This window comes from Rhodococcus sp. 06-156-4, assembly GCF_002259345.1.
Classification (GTDB): domain Bacteria; phylum Actinomycetota; class Actinomycetes; order Mycobacteriales; family Mycobacteriaceae; genus Rhodococcoides; species Rhodococcoides fascians_E.
Genome location: NZ_NPGB01000028.1, coordinates 99,168 through 115,881, shown reverse-complemented (window position 1 = coordinate 115,881; position 16,714 = coordinate 99,168). Strand labels below are relative to the sequence as shown.

At 64.1% G+C, this 16,714-nt stretch carries 15 protein-coding genes, 1 tRNA gene and 1 other RNA gene; 9 read left to right on the top strand and 8 right to left on the bottom strand.

The genetic code is table 11. The features are described 5' to 3' along the window. Positions 1-46: 46 nt before the first annotated feature. The 3 genes from phoU to CH290_RS20430 form a co-directional block, all read right to left on the bottom strand. On the bottom strand, positions 47-700 hold the full coding sequence (phoU, locus tag CH290_RS20440) for a phosphate signaling complex protein PhoU (RefSeq protein ID WP_019662873.1): 654 nt from the start codon (positions 698-700) through the stop codon (positions 47-49). A 122-nt stretch (positions 701-822) separates the two neighbouring features. Continuing rightward, complete coding sequence (locus tag CH290_RS20435; RefSeq protein ID WP_371828086.1) at positions 823-2,130, bottom strand: lipase family protein; 1,308 nt, start codon at positions 2,128-2,130, stop codon at positions 823-825. Between the two features lie 108 nt (positions 2,131-2,238). Then, positions 2,239-2,886 carry a TetR/AcrR family transcriptional regulator gene (locus CH290_RS20430; RefSeq protein WP_019662871.1) on the bottom strand — a complete coding sequence of 216 codons (648 nt, stop codon included), beginning with the start codon at positions 2,884-2,886 and terminating at the stop codon, positions 2,239-2,241. A gap of 132 nt (positions 2,887-3,018) precedes the next feature. On the opposite strand from CH290_RS20430, the gene CH290_RS20425 reads away from it, so the two are divergent. Further along, positions 3,019-4,539, top strand: a complete 1,521-nt coding sequence (locus CH290_RS20425) for a DHA2 family efflux MFS transporter permease subunit (protein ID WP_019662869.1) — start codon at positions 3,019-3,021, stop codon at positions 4,537-4,539. Positions 4,540-4,614: 75 nt separating this feature from the next. Here CH290_RS20425 and CH290_RS20420 read toward each other — a convergent pair whose 3' ends face one another. Then, entirely contained in the window at positions 4,615-5,904 is a 1,290-nt protein-coding gene (locus CH290_RS20420; RefSeq protein ID WP_033190069.1) for an aspartate aminotransferase type Ic, read from the bottom strand. Positions 5,905-5,938: 34 nt separating this feature from the next. After that, positions 5,939-6,035: signal recognition particle sRNA small type (ffs, locus tag CH290_RS20415), an RNA gene on the bottom strand. Positions 6,036-6,173: 138 nt separating this feature from the next. On the opposite strand from ffs, the gene CH290_RS20410 reads away from it, so the two are divergent. Beyond that, positions 6,174-6,258 (top strand) — tRNA-Ser (locus CH290_RS20410). Between the two features lie 86 nt (positions 6,259-6,344). Here the strand turns inward: CH290_RS20410 and CH290_RS20405 are convergent. Both CH290_RS20405 and CH290_RS20400 read right to left on the bottom strand, forming a co-directional pair. Continuing rightward, the gene (locus tag CH290_RS20405) at positions 6,345-7,091 is read right to left on the bottom strand and encodes a 3-hydroxybutyrate dehydrogenase (protein ID WP_033190068.1); all 747 of its coding nucleotides are present in this window, start codon (positions 7,089-7,091) and stop codon (positions 6,345-6,347) included. Then, entirely contained in the window at positions 7,088-8,500 is a 1,413-nt protein-coding gene (locus CH290_RS20400) for an MFS transporter (protein WP_019662866.1), read from the bottom strand. Before CH290_RS20400 ends, CH290_RS20405 begins: the two co-directional genes overlap by 4 nt. 77 nt (positions 8,501-8,577) lie before the next feature. Here CH290_RS20400 and CH290_RS20395 point away from each other — a divergent pair, with 77 nt between their 5' ends. The 7 genes from CH290_RS20395 to CH290_RS20365 all read left to right on the top strand — a co-directional run bounded on the left by CH290_RS20395 (position 8,578) and on the right by CH290_RS20365 (position 15,510). Continuing rightward, positions 8,578-9,552 carry a LysR family transcriptional regulator gene (locus CH290_RS20395; RefSeq protein ID WP_019662865.1) on the top strand — a complete coding sequence of 325 codons (975 nt, stop codon included), beginning with the start codon at positions 8,578-8,580 and terminating at the stop codon, positions 9,550-9,552. Positions 9,553-9,622: 70 nt separating this feature from the next. Further along, positions 9,623-10,504 carry a tRNA glutamyl-Q(34) synthetase GluQRS gene (gene gluQRS, locus CH290_RS20390; protein WP_033190067.1) on the top strand — a complete coding sequence of 294 codons (882 nt, stop codon included), beginning with the start codon at positions 9,623-9,625 and terminating at the stop codon, positions 10,502-10,504. A 61-nt stretch (positions 10,505-10,565) separates the two neighbouring features. Beyond that, a complete protein-coding gene (locus tag CH290_RS20385) occupies positions 10,566-11,315 on the top strand; it encodes a queuosine precursor transporter (RefSeq protein WP_094620703.1) in 750 nt (249 codons plus the stop codon). A 131-nt stretch (positions 11,316-11,446) separates the two neighbouring features. Continuing rightward, a complete protein-coding gene (locus CH290_RS20380) occupies positions 11,447-12,262 on the top strand; it encodes an SDR family NAD(P)-dependent oxidoreductase (protein ID WP_033190066.1) in 816 nt (271 codons plus the stop codon). 1 nt (position 12,263) lies between these two features. Continuing rightward, entirely contained in the window at positions 12,264-13,184 is a 921-nt protein-coding gene (locus tag CH290_RS20375) for a reductase (RefSeq protein ID WP_019662861.1), read from the top strand. Continuing rightward, entirely contained in the window at positions 13,181-14,737 is a 1,557-nt protein-coding gene (locus tag CH290_RS20370; RefSeq protein WP_033190065.1) for a flavin-containing monooxygenase, read from the top strand. The genes CH290_RS20375 and CH290_RS20370 overlap by 4 nt, the downstream gene beginning before the upstream one ends. A gap of 32 nt (positions 14,738-14,769) precedes the next feature. Then, positions 14,770-15,510, top strand: a complete 741-nt coding sequence (locus CH290_RS20365) for a MerR family transcriptional regulator (protein WP_020111044.1) — start codon at positions 14,770-14,772, stop codon at positions 15,508-15,510. Here CH290_RS20365 and tgt read toward each other — a convergent pair. Continuing rightward, a complete protein-coding gene (tgt, locus tag CH290_RS20360; RefSeq protein ID WP_019662858.1) occupies positions 15,467-16,705 on the bottom strand; it encodes a tRNA guanosine(34) transglycosylase Tgt in 1,239 nt (412 codons plus the stop codon). The two genes, CH290_RS20365 and tgt, sit on opposite strands and share 44 nt — an antisense overlap. Positions 16,706-16,714: the final 9 nt, after the last annotated feature.

Below are 16,714 nucleotides of genomic sequence, written 5' to 3'. Positions count from 1 at the left end.
ATCCTGCCACCGTTCATTCGATCCTGCAGATCGGACTCGAGCACCCTCAGGACTCGTCGGGGCGGAATTCGCCCGTGACGAGAAAGATGACACGCTTGGCGACTTCGACCGTGTGATCGGAGAAGCGCTCGTAGAAGCGTCCGAGGAGCGTCATGTCGACGGCGGCGGGGACACCGTGCGGCCAGTCGGGAGACGAGGTCAGGGTGAACAGGCTGCGGTGCAGCTCGTCCATTTTCTCGTCCTTGACCTGCAGCTCGGCGGCCAGGTCCGCGTCCCTGGTCAGCAGAACCTCGCGGGTGGCGTCGGCCTGCTCGACCGCGACGCGGCCCATCTCGGCGAAGACGCTCTCCACCTCGACGGGGAGGACGTGAGCGGGGTGACGTCTGCGCGCGAGCTCGGCGATGTGGATGGCGAGGCCACCCATTCGCTGCAGATCGGCGACGATGTGGATCCCGCTCACCATGATTCGCAGGTCCAGCGCGACGGGTGACTGCAACGCGAGTACCGAAAATGCTTTGTGCTCCCACGCCGCGGCGAGTTCGTCGATGCGTTCCCGGCTGCTGATGGTTTCCTCGGCCAGCGCCAGATCGGCCGTCAGCAACGCCTGCGTCGCCGACGCCATCGCCTTCTCGGCCAGGGTGCACATGTCCGCGAGGTCGGCTCGGATCTCGACGAGTTGCTCGTTGTAGTTCTCACGCACAGCGAGCCCACCTGTCCATCGAGATCCCCATCCGCCGTCCTCTGCCTGTCGAAAGTCCTTCAGTCCTGTACCCGGACCTTGATCTTTCTACACCAGGCGCTGTGCTGGTGGGATCGCCTACGTCAGCAGTTGGTCGGGGCGGGCACGCCGTAGAAACGGTCCTTGATCCAGTTCTGCGCCTCGCCGAGTCCGAGGAGGTCCGGAATGATATGTCCCGCACCCGAACCGGGGACGATGGACGGAACATTCGCGGCGCTGAACTGAACCGTCGCTCCCCTGCTGCACCAGGCACCCGCGAGTTCGACGGCTTGACCGTGCGGGACGATGTCGTCGGACGTCCCGGACTGGACGAGCACCGGGGCGGTCGGCGTGCGCAGGCCGATCTTGTTCTTCGCGAGGATCTCCTGGGCCTTGGGAAGCCGATCCAGGACGACCGACATCGGCTCGCCGGTGCGGGTGTACTCGGTGGTCCGATGCAGTCCGACGGTCAGGATCGTCTCGCCCACACATTGATTCGCCACCTGCCGCAGCATGGCCTGGCCTGCGTCGTTGATGTTCTCGTCGATCAGAGGTTGAAGGTCGGGATCCGATTTCAGCAGACCGTTGAGGGTGTACCCGATGACGCCGGTGAGGATGGTGCCGTCGACCTGTTCGAGGGTCTGCTTCAGGTCGGCAGGCGGAGCGCCTGCGTAGCTGCCGACGAGGTCGAGTTCGGGAGCGTAATCGCCCGCCACCTCGGCTGCGGCCGCTACTGCGCCACCGCCCTGGGAGTATCCGTACGTCGCGACGGGTCCGCCCGCAGCGATCTTGGTGCCGGGTAGCTGCTGGGCAGCGCGGGCGGCGTCGAGAACAGCGTGCGCCTCGGCCGCGCGGTTGACGTAGGTGTGCGCGCCGGGTGTTCCGAGACCGTCGTAGTCGGTGATCACGACGCCGTATCCCTGCGAGAGCAAGGAGTACGCGGCCAGGACCTCGTACTCGACCATGAATCCGAGTGGTGGCGTGTACGTGATCAGCCGATTCAGCATGCGCGACGGTGCACACTGATCTCCTTGGCCTTGCGTCCCCGGTGCCAGCACGACGAGCGGCCGCGGGCCGGGTCCCGTCCATTCCGCCGCCGGATCGATATAGGTCCCGGTGACCGCGTTGGGTGCGTCGTTGGAGTCGGTGCTGCGGTACATGATTCGCGTCGCCGTCCCCGGGAGCGGTCCGCCGATACCGGGAACCGACAGCGCCAGAGGCGACGGCTCGGTGCGAATCACGTCTCCGGCACCGCCGTCGGGCAAGGGGGTGGGCGGGAGGTAGAAGTCGGACTCACCCGTCGACCCGGTGGACGATCCCGCTCCAGGCTGCGCCGACGCGAGCGGGACTCCCGTCACCGCCGCCAGCAGTGCAACGCCCACCGCAGTGCCCAGCAATCGTGATACTCGCATCGATCGTCCAACCCCCGTACTTACCCACCGGTAGTGATATCCGACTGGGACCATACGTGACAGGGGACACACTTGGGAAGAGTGGGGTAGCGCATCACCGAGAGTGCGTCAGCGTCGTCGGCGATGCATGTCCGCTTTCGCGATCGAGATCTCCTCCGCCGTCAACGGCCTACCGGGTAGCTCCGTCGCGGCGCCCGGCGTCGAACGCAGGCCGTCGAGCACGATCGTGAAGTACCGCTTCCAGTTGTCCGGCTCTACCGTCTTCATGAATTCCGAAGCCGCACCGATCATTCCGATCAGCGGAAACAGGTCGTTGACCTCCACGTCGGCGCGCAGTTGGCCGGAGTCGCGCGCACGCATCACGATACGGTCGACGTACGGGTCGATCCGCTCCCTCATCTGGGCGATTCCGTTGCATCCTTCGTCCGTGCCGAGCACGACCTCGCCCAGACCTTTGTCCGCCGACATTCCTGCGAACAGATCCGCGAGAAACAGAACGAGTCCGTCCCACGGATCTTCAGCAGCCAGAGCGCTTTCCGCGGTGGCCAGCATTTCCTGCATACGCTGCTCGAACACGCCGTCGATCAGCTCCTCCTTGCAGGAGAACCGCCGATACACCGTCCCCACACCGACTTTCGCATGAGCAGCAACGTCGTCGAGCGTGATGTCGATTCCGCGCGAGGCGAACAGTTCGCGAGCCGCGTCGACGATTCGTCGGCGGTTGCGTTCCGCGTCCGCTCGCAACGGTTTCTTCACGCCTGTGTCGGCTCTCACACTCATTCGATGTCCGTTTCACCCGAAAAGCGGAGGACATTCCTCCACTTAGCTGCTACCTTCGTCTTCGTAACCGGAGGGTACACCTCCGTATAGCCGAATCGAAGGATGACCATGACCGCATTGTCACCGGACGACACCTCGTCGTCGACCTTGGCGACGGAGGAGACCACCGACGCCAGGGCACACCGAAACCGCTGGCTGATCCTCGCCACCCTCGGCCTCGCCCAGCTCATGGTGGTGCTCGACGCCACCGTCGTGAACATCGCTCTGCCCGCCGCCCAGCTCGACCTCGGCTTCGACAACGCCAACCGCTCCTGGGTCGTCACGTCCTACGCCCTGGCATTCGGCAGCCTCCTGCTGCTCGGCGGGCGACTGAGCGACCTGTTCGGACGCCGTAACACCTTCCTGATCGGGCTCATCGGATTCGCCGTGATGTCCGCGGTGGGTGGCGCAGCCGTCAACTTCGGCATGCTGGTCGCGGCACGCGCCGGCCAGGGCGTGTTCGGCGCCCTGCTCGCACCCGCGGCGCTCTCGCTCCTGGCCACCACGTTCACCGACCCGAAGGAACGAGCAAAGGCGTTCGGTATCTTCGGCGCCATCGCAGGCGGCGGCGGTGCACTCGGCCTACTGCTCGGCGGAATGCTCACCGAATGGGCCAACTGGCGCTGGAGCCTGTACATCAACCTGGTGTTCGCCGCACTCGCGTTCGTCGCCGGATTCCTCCTGCTCGCCAAGCACAAGGCCGACGTCCGTCCACGCCTGGACATTCCCGGAACGCTGACCGTGTCGGCAGCGCTGTTCGCCATCGTCTACGGCTTCGCTCACGCCGAGTCCGACGGCTGGAGCAACACGGTCACCATCGCATTCCTCGCCGCCGGCGTGGTGCTGCTCGGCGTGTTCTTCGCCATCCAGCAGCGTGTGTCACACCCGTTGCTTCCGCTGCGCATCATCCTCGACCGCACCCGCGCCGGATCGTTCCTCGCCGTCTTCGTGACGGGTGCGGGCATGTTCGCGGTGTTCCTGTTCCTGACGTACTACCTGCAGAACACCCTCGGGTTCACACCGATCAGCACCGGTTTCGCGTTCATGCCGATGATCGCCGCCCTCATCGTCACCGCGACGCTGTCGACGGCAATCGTGCTGCCGCGCTTCGGACCTCGCGTTCTCATGACGTCGGGCCTTCTCGTCGCCGCACTGGGCATGGGACTGCTCACCCAGATCGCCGTCGACTCCGCGTATGCGACGCATATCCTGCCCGGCCTGATCATCATGGGCCTCGGCTTGGGCGCGACGATGGCTCCGGCCATGCAGGGCGCGATCTCGGGAGTGAACCCCGACGATTCCGGTGTTGCCTCGGCAACGGTCAACACCATGCAGCAGGTCGGCGGGTCCATCGGTACCGCACTTCTGAGCACCATCGCGGCCACCGCGGCCACCAACTACGTGACCGACAACCTGGCGTCGGCGTCGAATGCAGCCGCACTCCAAGCCAACGCTGAAATCGCCAGCTACACGACGACGTTCTGGTGGGCGACGGGCATCTTCCTGCTCGGAGCCGTCATCTCGGCCATCGTCGTCAAGCCCGGTCTGCTCCCCGCAGCCCCGGAAGGCGCAGTCGTAGTAGGCCACTGATCCGCTGTGAGTACTTGTGTAGGCCCTGCGGCAGGAGCGAAGCCTGCGGAGCGACCATGGGCGCTACACAAGTACTCACGTGGTGCGGAGGAGTTTTTCTGCCGCGGCCAGAAGTACGCAGGTCGCAACGCCGTTCATCGACTTCTCCAGCTCGGAGAGCGACGGGAAGCTCGGCGCAAGGCGGATGTTGCGGTCCTCGGGGTCCTTCTTGTACGGAAAAGCCGAGCCTGCGCCGGTCAGTGCGATGCCCGCGTCCTTCGCCAGAGCGATGGACCGGGCTGCCGTACCGTCCAGCACGTCGAGCGAGATGAAGTACCCGCCCTTCGGCTCCGTCCAGGAGGCGATCTTGGACGCTCCGAGGCGATCTTCCAGAATCTGTCCGACGAGAGCGAACTTCGGTGCCAGGATCTCGCGATGCTTGGCCATGTGGGCCTTCACACCGTCGGCATCACCGAAGAAGCGAAGGTGGCGAAGCTGATTGAGCTTGTCCGGCCCGATGCTCTTGGTGCCGAGACGCTTCAGGTACCACTCGAGGTTCGCGTCGGAACTTCCGAAGAAGCTGACGCCTGCACCGGCGAACGTGATCTTGGAGGTCGACGCGAACACGAACGGGCGGTTGGGATACCCGGCCTCGGCTGCCCAGCCCAGAATGTCGTACGCGGGTGCGAACTCCGCGGTCAGAGGGTGAACGGCGTAGGCGTTGTCCCAGAAGATCCGGAAGTCGGGTGCCGCAGCCGGGACGGACGCCAGTGCGCGCACGACCTCTTCGGAGAACACTGCACCCGTCGGGTTGGAGTAGTTCGGGACCGCCCACAGGGCCTTGATCTGCGGATCCGACGCCACGAGCCGCGTGATTTCCTCGACGTCGGGGCCGTCCGGGTTCATCGGGACCGGGATCATGTCGATGCCGAAGCTCTCGGAGATCGCGAAGTGGCGGTCGTATCCGGGAGCTGGGCAGAGGAAACGGATGTTGGGTTCCGCCGACCACGGCCGCGGTGAGTCCGGCAGGCCGTGCAGCAGGGACCAGACGACGAGGTCGTGCATGATCTCGAGGCTTGCGTTGTTGCCCGCAAGGAGGTTCGAGACGGGAATCCCGAGCAGCTCCCCGAAGATCGCGCGCAGTTCCGGCAGGCCGGCGAGGCCGCCGTAGTTGCGGCAGTCGGTGCCGCTGCCGTCGCGGAAATCGCCACCGGGCAGTGTCAGCAGATCCGAGGACAGATCGAGCTGCTCGGGCGACGGCTTGCCTCTGGTGAGATCGAGGGAGAGATTCTGGGCCTTCAGCTGCTCGTAGCTCGCTGCCTGTCGCTCGTGCTCGGCGACGAGCTCCTCATGGTTCATCAACCCGAACTGGGTTTGCGCTGACATGCGGAGCGGCCTCTCGTGATGCTGGTCCCTTGACATAAAGGGGACCCCGCGCACCCGGCAGAGCCCGTTGACCCTTGCTGCCTTCCGGCCCTGGGGGAGTTCACAGGATGCGCGCCGCGCGGGATCCAGTGAAGAGTGTAGCCGCACCGTCGACGACGGGTGACCGGCAGGGTTCCACGACTGCCGCGAGGCCCCGCTACAGGCCTCCGAATCGGCCCACGAGCAGCCGGTTTGGGATCGGACGGGGGTAACCCGGTATGCTTCCCCACGGAGGATTCGCCTAGTGGCCTATGGCGCTCGCCTGGAACGCGGGTTGGGTTAACGCCCTCAGGGGTTCAAATCCCCTATCCTCCGCGGTGAGAAAGCCCCCTGCACGTGCAGGGGGCTTTCTTCGTTCTCGGGTCCGCGAGCATCACGTCCGGACGTGACGGGCGACAGCCCTATCGCGCCGACCAACCACCGTCCATGGTGTACGACGCGCCGGTGACCATGCCGGCATCCGAGGACGCCAGCCATCCGACGAGGGATCCCACCTCTGCCGGTTCGACGAGTCGTTTGACTGCGCTCTCGGTCAGCATGACCTTTTCCAGCACCTGGTCTGCGTCGATCCCGTGCGCGGCCGCTTGGTCGGCGATCTGCTTCTCCACCAACGGCGTTCGCACGTAACCGGGGTTGACGCAGTTGCTCGTGACGCCGTGTGGGCCGCCTTCGAGTGCCGTGACCTTGGACAGTCCTTCCAAGGCGTGCTTGGCGGTCACGTACGCGACCTTGTATTCCGATGCGCGGAGGCCGTGCACCGAGGAGACGTTGACGATTCGTCCGAACCCTCGCGAGTACATGCCGGGCAGCGCAGCTCGGATCAGCAGGAACGGGGCTTCCACCATCAGGGTCTGGATCCGCCGGAACGCGGCTGGGTCGAAGTCGACGATCGAGGCGACGGTTTGAATTCCCGCGTTGTTGACCAGGATGTCGGTGTCGAGGTGCAGCTCTTCGAGCGAGGCCACGTCCAGCAGGTCCACTGCCCAGGTCTCGCCGTGGAGCTCGGACGCAAGTTCCTTCGCCGCTACTTCGTCGACGTCGGCGATGGTGACGGTCGCTCCGCGCGAGGCCAGTTCGCGTGCACACGCTGCCCCGATTCCGGACGCACCACCGGTGACGAGTGCGGTGCGTCCGGTCAGGTCGGTCATCGCTTCACGTCCGGTTCGAGCAGCCCTGCCTTGGCGAGCTCGGCTTCGGTGGCCAGATTCTTCGCGTCGGCGATGTCGATGGTCTCCAGTGCCAGGCCCTTGGTCTCGCGGGCGGCGATGACGGCGATCAACGTGACCGCGCAGGACGCCGCGAGGTACCAGGCGATCGGAACGCCCGAGCCGAAGCGGTCGAGCAACGCAACTGCGATGATCGGCGCCAGCGAGCCCGCGACGATCGACGTCACCTGATAGCCGAGGGACACGCCGGAGTAACGCATACGCGTCGGGAACATCTCTGCCATGATCGCCGGCTGCGTTGCATACATGAAGGCGTGGAACACAAGGCCGATGATGATCGCGAGCATGATGACCACGTTGTGACCGCTGTTGAACATCGGGAAGGCGAAGAAGCCCCAGGTTCCTGCGGTGACTGCGCCGAAGAAGTAGACGGGACGGCGGCCGACGCGGTCGGCGAGCCTGCCCACCAACGGAATCACGCAGAAGTGCACGGCATGGGCGACGAGCATCCACCACAGAATCGTCTGGGTGTCGGTACCGACCTCGACCTTGAGGTACGTGATCGTGAACGTGACGACGAGGTAGTACATGACGTTCTCACCGAAGCGCAGGCCCATGGCCGTGAAGACGCCACGCGGGTAGCGCTTGAGGACCTCGAAGACACCGTACGACGCTGCCTTGATGACCTCGGCCTGCTTCTGTGCTTCGACGAAGATCGGGGCGTCGGTGACCTTGGTGCGGATGTAGTAACCGACGAAGACGATCACTGCGGAGAGCCAGAACGCAACGCGCCAGCCCCAACTGAGGAAGTCGTCCTCCGGCAGGACGGTGGTCAGAATGAGCAGCACCACGGTGGCGAGCAGGTTTCCGGCGGGTACGCCTGCCTGCGGCCAGCTGGCCCAGAATCCACGGCTCTTGTTCGGGCTGTGCTCTGCGACGAGCAGAACCGCGCCACCCCATTCGCCGCCGACGGCGAAGCCCTGGATGAACCGGAGCGCGACGAGAAGAGCAGGCGCCCAGTAGCCGATCTGGTTGAACGTCGGCAGACATCCCATCAGGAACGTTGCGCCGCCGACCAGGACGAGGCTGAACTGCAGCAGCTTCTTTCGGCCGTACTTGTCACCGAAGTGACCGAATACGATGCCGCCGAGCGGACGTGCGACGAAGCCGACGGCGTACGTGACGAATGCAGCGAGAATGGCGTCGAGCTCACTCGTGCCTGCTGCGAAGAAGATCTTGGAGAAGACCAGCGTGGCCGCGGTGCCGTAGAGGAAGAATTCGTACCATTCGACGATGGTGCCCGCCATCGATGCACCGACGACCTTCTTGAGGCCGCTCGGAGTGGCGTCGGGGTCGTTCCCCGGTGATTCGGTGCGTTCTTCGACGCTCATTGCTACTCCTCGTGTTCTGGGACATGCGCGGGCTAGATTGTGACTACCACCACACATATCGGTATCGCTGAGTATCGATGCAGATCGGACCGCCCGCAATACCCAACAACGCATGTGGGATCTGCAAGAATGCACATGTGTCGCATGCTCACCCCGATCATGGTCGGCCGCCCAGCGCAGACGACTTGCTGATCCTGTTGGCAGTGGGCAGAACCGGCCGGTACAACACCGCGGCGGACGACCTCGGGGTCAACCACACCACCATCTCCAGGCGTATCGCCGCGCTCGAAGCACGCCTGGGCGGCAGAGTTCTCGCCAGGTCCGGCAACGGTTGGGAACTCACCGCCCGCGGCAAGGATGCACTCGCCGCCGCCGAGAACATCGAAGCCGCGGTCCGTTCCCTGATGGGACCGGACGACGACGCAGAAGGCGTGGTCAGAGTGTCCGCGACCGACGGGTTCAGCGCATACGTCATCGCTCCCGCAGTCGCCCGAGTTCGGCTTCGCCACCCCGGTATCGCCGTGGAGATCGTCGCGACAACCAGGCGCGCCTCGCAGCAACGCTCCGGAATGGATGTGGAGATAGTCGTCGGCGAACCTCAGGTGCACCGCGCGGAGGCGATGAAGCTCAGCGACTACCACCTCGGGCTGTATGCGTCGACGAGTTATCTCGAAGCCCACGGCAGACCGGCCACCGTCGACGATCTCGCTGCTCATCCGCTGGTCTACTTCATCGACTCGATGCTGCAGGTCGACGACCTCGACATCGCTCCCGGCTTCGCACCGCTGATGCGGGAGTCGGTGACGTCGACCAACGTGTTCGTGCACGTCGAGGCGACCCGTGCGGCGGCAGGGATCGGACTGCTCCCCTGTTTCATGGCCGATCGGCACGACGATCTCGTGCGGTTGCTGCCGCAGGAAGTATCCGTCCGGTTGGATTATTGGCTGGTCTCGCGCGCCGAGACTTTGCGACGCCCGGAAGTCGCCCGAGTCGTCGAGGCCATCAAAGCCTCCGTCCTGGACCAGCGCGACGCGCTGTTGGGTCGCGCGTAGCTCGAACTTCGCGCAACTGCCGCTCCACGCCCGCGGTGTCCTAGCATCGAGACTGTCCTAGCATCGAGCCATGCCTGCCGGCCGATTCGCCCCGAGCCCGTCGGGCGACCTGCATCTCGGCAACCTCCGTACCGCGCTGCTCGCATGGCTGTTCGCGCGATCCACAGGACGACAGTTCTTGATGCGCGTGGAGGATCTCGATCGCGTGCGCGAGGGCGCCGAGGCCCGTCAACTCGCCGACCTCCGCGCCATCGGCCTCGACTGGGACGGCCCCGTTGTTCGACAGTCCGAGCGCACCGCGCTGTACGACGACGCCATCGCCCACCTCACCGCGGCGGGAATGACCTACGAGTGTTTCTGCACGCGTCGGGAAATACAGGAGGCAGCGTCGGCACCCCACGCGCCCGACGGCGCCTACCCCGGAACCTGCAGAAATCTGACGGCCGCAGAACGGGCAACGAAAACCAGGCCTCCCGCAGTGCGCCTGAAGGCCGACGTGACCGAGTTCTCCGTTCACGACGACGTGCTCGGCGCATTTCACGGCCAGGTCGACGACCTCGTACTTCGCCGCGTCGACGGTGTCGCGGCCTACAACCTCGCGGTGGTGGTGGACGACGGCGAACAAGGCGTGGATCAAGTGGTCCGCGGGGACGATCTCCTGACGTCGTCCCCGCGTCAGGCGTACCTCGCGTCGCTGCTCGACATCCCCGCTCCCACCTACGCCCACGTGCCGCTCGCACTCAATGCTCAGGGAAAACGATTGGCGAAGCGCGACGGCGCGGTGACGCTGGAGGACCAGGCTGCGCTGGGTCTCGGGCCGCGAGACGTTCTGCACCTTCTGGCTCGATCACTGGAACTGGCCGAAGCCGACGAGCAAGTGTCCCCGGGCGACATTCTTCGGCGATTCGACCCGCAGAAGCTTCCGACGACCCCCTGGGTATTCGAGACATAACGGACTCGGTCGGTCGATCCTGTGCACTTCCGATTCGGACCTGGGGATTTCCCGTGTTTGGATGAGGCACGTGACAGCTCAGAAATCCGAAGACACGCCAGGCGCCGTTGCGCAGTTCGCGCACGTCAGCCGCGGCTACTACCCGACCATCGTGGCCTTGTTCGCCGCAACCCTGATCATCTCGAATGTGACGGCGAGCAAAGGCGTCGCGTTCTTCGGTGACAGCGAAGTATTCCTCGGCCCGTTCCAGGTGCTGCCGATCAACACCGACGGCGCATTCTTCCTCTTCCCACTCGCCTACATCCTGGGCGACGTCCTCAGCGAGGTGTACGGCTTCAAGGCGACGCGACGCGCGATCTACCTCGGGTTCGGGTCGATCATCCTTGCTGCCGTCTGCTTCTGGATCGCCATCGAGCTCCCCGCAGCCAGCTTCTACGAGAATCAGCAGTCACTCGAAACCGTCGTCGGCGTGGTGCCGCGGCTGGTCATCGCCGGTCTCGCCGGATACTTCGTCGGGCAGATGCTCAACGCCCTCGTCCTCGTCAAGATCAAACAGCGCACCAAGGAAAAGCACCTCTGGGCGCGACTGATCGGCTCGACCGTCGTCGGCGAATTCTTCGACACCCTGATCTTCTGCTCCATCGCCGCCGGCGTCATCGGCATCTCGACATGGGAAGACTTCGTCAACTACGTCATCGTCGGCTTCATCTGGAAGACCCTCGTCGAAATCCTCGTACTTCCCATCACCTACCGCGTCATCGCCTACATCAAGAAGCGCGAACCCAGCTACCAGGAATCCGTCGCGGCATAGCTTCCGGCCTGGTACCTCTCACCCCTCGGGCGTGACCGAACGACACATTCGGTCACGCCCGAACTCGTCCATACACCTTCCGCGCCTATTGAGCCATTGACAAATGGCACAATCAGTATGAGTCTGAACGAATGAATCCGTCGTACAACGCTCGTGCCGTGGTGACCGGAGCGGGCAGTGGCATCGGCCGTGCGTTTGCGCTCGAACTCGCGAAGCGAGGTGGTGAGGTGATTTGCGCCGATATTTCCCTGACGCGCGCCGAGGACACCGCTGCTCTCATCGGCGACAAAGCGCATGCGGTGAAGTGCGATGTCTCTCGACGTGAGCAGGTCGAGGACCTTGCCTTGTTCGCAGAACTGACCCTCGGCCGTCCTCCGACTCTCGTGATCAACAATGCGGGCGTCGGGATCGGTGGCACACCCGTCGGCGATATCGGGTTCGAGGACTGGAACTGGGCGCTGGGGATCAATCTCTGGGGAGTGATCCACGGATGCGAGATCTTCGCGCCTGCAATGAAGGCGGTCGGCGAGGGCGGGTTCATCAATGTCGCGTCCGCAGCCGGATTCGGTGCTGCGCCGTTGATGGCGCCGTACAACGTGGGGAAGGCCGGCGTGATCTCGCTGTCGGAGACCATGGCTGCCGAAGGCGTGCGAGTCACCGTGCTGTGTCCGACGTTCGTGAAGACGAATGTCGCCAAGGACGGACGTATCACCGCTGCCGGCAACAAGATCGCCGAAACACTGATGCGCACGACGGGGTTCACGCCGGAGAAGGTCACGGTCGACACCTTGAACAAGTACGACCGCGGACGCCTCTACGTCGTGCCGCAGATCGACGCCAAGGTCATCTGGCGCCTCAAGCGCATCGCCCCTGCGCTCTACACCCGAACGCTCGGGTTGCTCGCTCGGTTCGCACCACAGGAAACCACACAGGAAGCAGGAGTCTGACATGGCATTCGACTTCGACGAGATGCTCGTCAAGATCAAGGACAAGCAGTGGGCGTTGGCCGACATCGACTGGGACGCACCGGGAGCGGAGACCATCGGTCCTGAACTCTGGACCAAGCTGAAGCCGTTCATGTCGGACCTGATGTGGATCGAGAACGTCGGCGCCCGCGGCTTCGCGGCCATGGCGAAGAAGGCTCCGACGGACACCCTGAAGGAGATCTACACCTACTTCCACGCAGAGGAACAGAAACACGCCAACGCCGAACTCGCACTGATGCGGCGGTGGGGCATGCTCGACGGCGACGAGATCCCTCAGCCCAATGTCAACGTCAAACTCGTCATCGACTGGCTGGACAAGTACTCGGATCAGACGTCACTCGCCGTGCTCGGGACCGTCATCCCGATGCTCGAGGTCGCACTCGACGGCGCACTGGTCAAGTTCATCGTCGACGAGATCGACGACCCGGTCTGCCAGGAGGTCTTCAAGAAGATCAACTCCGACGAATCACGCCATCTTGCAGTCGATTTCCAGGTCATCGAACTCCTGGGGCACGCGACGATGCGCAAGATCCTGGTGGAGACCGTCGGAGCCTGGATGAATCCGTCGCTGATCATCGGCACCCTCCGCTACATCCCACTGCTGAACAAGATGCGCGACAACATCGTGGCCATGGGTGTCGACGAGGAACGCCTCTACACCGCGATGCGGAGGTTCAAGAAGGTCGGCGAGAGAAGCGAATTCCCGAAGCGTCTGCCCATGTACCGCTTCATCAGCTGGCACTCCGGCGTCGTCATCAACCGCGCGCACCCGTACCACAAGTTCGCCGACGCCCTGGTCCGAGCAACGGCCAAGTACCCGAAGAAGCTGCTGCGCCCCCAGCCCACCTGGTCGAAGGAACTCACCTACGAGCCAGTCGCATGAGCGAAACGCAGCTCTCATCCCAGCAGGCTCCACTCCCGTCCCATGGGTCATTCCAGCAGGCTCCACTCCCGCTCGATGTAGCGATCATCGGCGGCGGCTTCGCCGGGATCGGTACCGCAATTCGACTCAAGCAGAAGCGAATCGAGAACCTTGCGATCTTCGAGCGGGGATCGGCTCCGGGCGGCACGTGGCGTGACAACACCTACCCCGGCGCGGCGTGTGACATCCCGTCGAGGCTGTACTCGTACAGTTTCGCCCCGAATCCGGATTGGTCGCACACGTATTCCGGTAGCGCCGAGATCCTGAAGTACATCGAGCGGATGGTCGACGATTTCGCCCTGCGTCCGATGCTGCGCTTCGGGCACAACGTCACCGGTGTCCATTGGGACGAGGCATCGTCACTGTGGGAGGTCACGTTCGACGATCACCCCTCGGTACGTGCACGGTCTGTCGTCATGGCGTCGGGCCCGTTGGCGAACGTCAGCTTCCCGGGCATCCGCGGCCTCGACACATATGAGGGCCACAAGACCCACAGCGCTCGTTGGGATCACGAGTTCGACTTCACCGGCAAGAAGGTGGCCGTCATCGGGACCGGGGCGTCGGGTGTTCAGATCGTGCCGGAGCTGGTCAAGGTGGCGCAGTCGGTCAAGGTCTTCCAGCGCACGCCGGGCTGGGCACTCCCCCGCACCAATCTGACCACTCGTCGGACCACCAAGGATCTGTACCGAAAGTTCCCGGCTGCGCAGTCGATCGCACGCAAGGCCTGGTTCTGGGGTCACGAGTCCGTCGCCCTCGGCGTCGTCTGGAATTCGCCGCTCACCCGCGTCGTCGAAGCCGTCGGCAAGCTGCACCTGCGGCGACAGGTTCGAGATCCCTGGCTTCGACGGCAGCTCACTCCCGATTTCCGGGCCGGATGCAAACGACTGCTCATGACGAGTGAGTTCTATCCGGCACTGCAGCGGGACAACTGCACTCTGGTGACCTGGCCGATCGCGCGTCTGGCACCCAAGGGAATTCGCACCGTCGAAGGTATCGAACATCAGGCGGACGTGATCGTCTTCGCAACCGGATTCGACGTGTCCAAGACGGGCACGCCGGTTCCCATCACCGGACGCGACGGCCGTGTGCTGGCCGACGAGTGGAGCTCGGGCGCGAAGGCCTACAAGTCCATCAGCGTCGCGGGCTACCCGAACATGTACTTCACGTTCGGCCCCAACTCGGGTCCGGGGCACAGTTCCGCGCTGGTCTACATGGAGGCACAGATCGACTATCTCGTCGACGCCATCTCCCACGCGATCGCACGGAACTCGGTTCTCGAGGTCAGGGCGGACAGGCAGCGCGAGTACAACACGGATCTGCAGCGTCGGCTGCAGCGGACGACGTGGAATTCCGGCTGCTCGAGCTGGTATCTCACCGAGGACGGTTTCAACGCGACCATGTTCCCCGGCTTCGCGAGCCAGTACGTCGGGCAGCTGAAGTCGGTGAACTACGACGACTACACCGTCACCGAGTACCGGGCGAGGGTGACCGCCGCCCGTGCGGCTACCGTGTAACCGACACAGGCAGGCTGTCGGGAGGATCACGGGTGGAGTATCGGATCGACGATCTGGCCCATGCGGCCGGTACCACCACCCGGAACGTGCGCGCCTACCGTGAACGTGGCTTGTTGCCTCCTCCCGAGAAGCGTGGTCGCGTCGGAATCTACGACGACACGCACCTGGCGCGTCTGAAGTTGATCGACATTCTGCTGCAGCGTGGTTTCACGACGTCGCACATCAGCGACTTCATCAGTGGGTGGGAGAACGGTAAGGATCTCGCGGAGGTCCTCGGGTTGCAGAATGCCGTCACCGAGCAGTGGTCCCGCCAGGACTCGGTGGAGATTCCACTGGCGCTGGTCGACGAATTCCTCGGTGAGGGTGACCAATTGGCGCGGCTCGAGGCGCTGGGCCTGGCTCGGGTCGAGGGTGAGAAATGTGTGTTCACCGACCCGGAGTTACTCGAGGGGTTCTCGTCGTTGTCGGGCCACGGCTTCACCGTCGGGCAGCTCATCGACGTCCACGAACGTATTCATGCAGCGGTCGACGGTGTTGCCAAGGACATGATCGCCACGGCGAAGCAGCACATCGTCGACCAGCACGGTGAAGGGTGGCTACCGGGCGAGACCGAGGTGGGCGCGACGGCGGACATGCTCACCCGCATGCGCGAGCTGGCCGTGTATTCGGTGAACTCGACGCTCGCCCGGGCTCTGGACGAGAATCTTCAGCGCGAGCTCGGTGACTATCTCACGACCGCGATGCGTAGAAACGACCGAGAAACTCGTCCTTGAATTCGTGGAATCTGTTCTGCTGGATGGATTCACGGATGTCGTCGACGAGTTTCACGGTGAATCGTTCGTTGTGTATGGTGCACAGCGTCGACGCCAACATCTCCTTCGCCTTGAACAGGTGATGGATGTAGGCCCGGGTGTAGTGCGCGCAGGTGTAGCAGTCGCAGTTCTCGTCGATCGGCGTGAAGTCTCGACGATGCTTGGCGGTGTTGATGTTGAATCGGCCGGTTGGTACGTAGATCGCTGCGTTGCGGGCCACGCGTGACGGGTTGACGCAGTCGAACGTGTCCGCGCCGTTCTCGATGGCAGTGAAGAAGTCGTCCGGTTCGCTGATGCCGAGCATGTGGCGCGGTTTGTGTTCGGGCAGTTCTTCGTTCACCCACCGGGTGATGGTGCCGAGGTTCTGCTTCTCCAGCGCGCCGCCGATGCCGTAGCCGTCGAAGCCTCGGCCGGTCTCGCCGGTGATGGTCTCGAGGTCGTGTGCGGCCTTGCGGCGCAGATCCTCGTACTGCGCGCCCTGCACCACCCCGAACAGTGCCTGATACGGCTTCCCGACGCGCTCCGCCGTCAGCCGCTCGTGTTCGAGGACACAGCGTTTCGCCCATGCCTGTGTGCGGTCTACCGACATCTCCTGGTAGCCGCGGGTGTTCATCAGGGTCGTCAACTCGTCGAACGCGAACATGATGTCCGCGCCTAGTTGGTGTTGGATCTGCATCGACACTTCGGGAGTGAACCGGTGCCGCGATCCGTCGAGGTGCGATTTGAACGTGACTCCGTCGTCGTCGACATGGGCGAGGCGTTCCTTGCCCTCGGCGATGACGTCGTCGGATTCGACGCGGCTCGCGTCCATCGAGATGACCTTCTTGAATCCGACACCGAGCGACATCACCTGGAAGCCGCCGCTGTCGGTGAACGTCGGACCGTCCCAGTTCATGAACGTGCCGAGGCCACCGGCTTCGTCGACGATGTCGGGGCCGGGCTGAAGGTAGAGGTGGTAAGCGTTGGCGAGCACCGCCTGCGCACCGAGGTCCTTCATGGCCTCCGGCAGCACCGCTTTCACCGTCGCCTTCGTGCCGACGGCGATGAACGCGGGCGTTGCAATGTCTCCGTGGGGCGTGTGGATGGTCCCCGTACGTCCCAGGCGGTCCTCCAGCCGGGTGTCGATGCTGAAGAAGGGATCGTTCGGAGTGCTCACAGGCCCAAC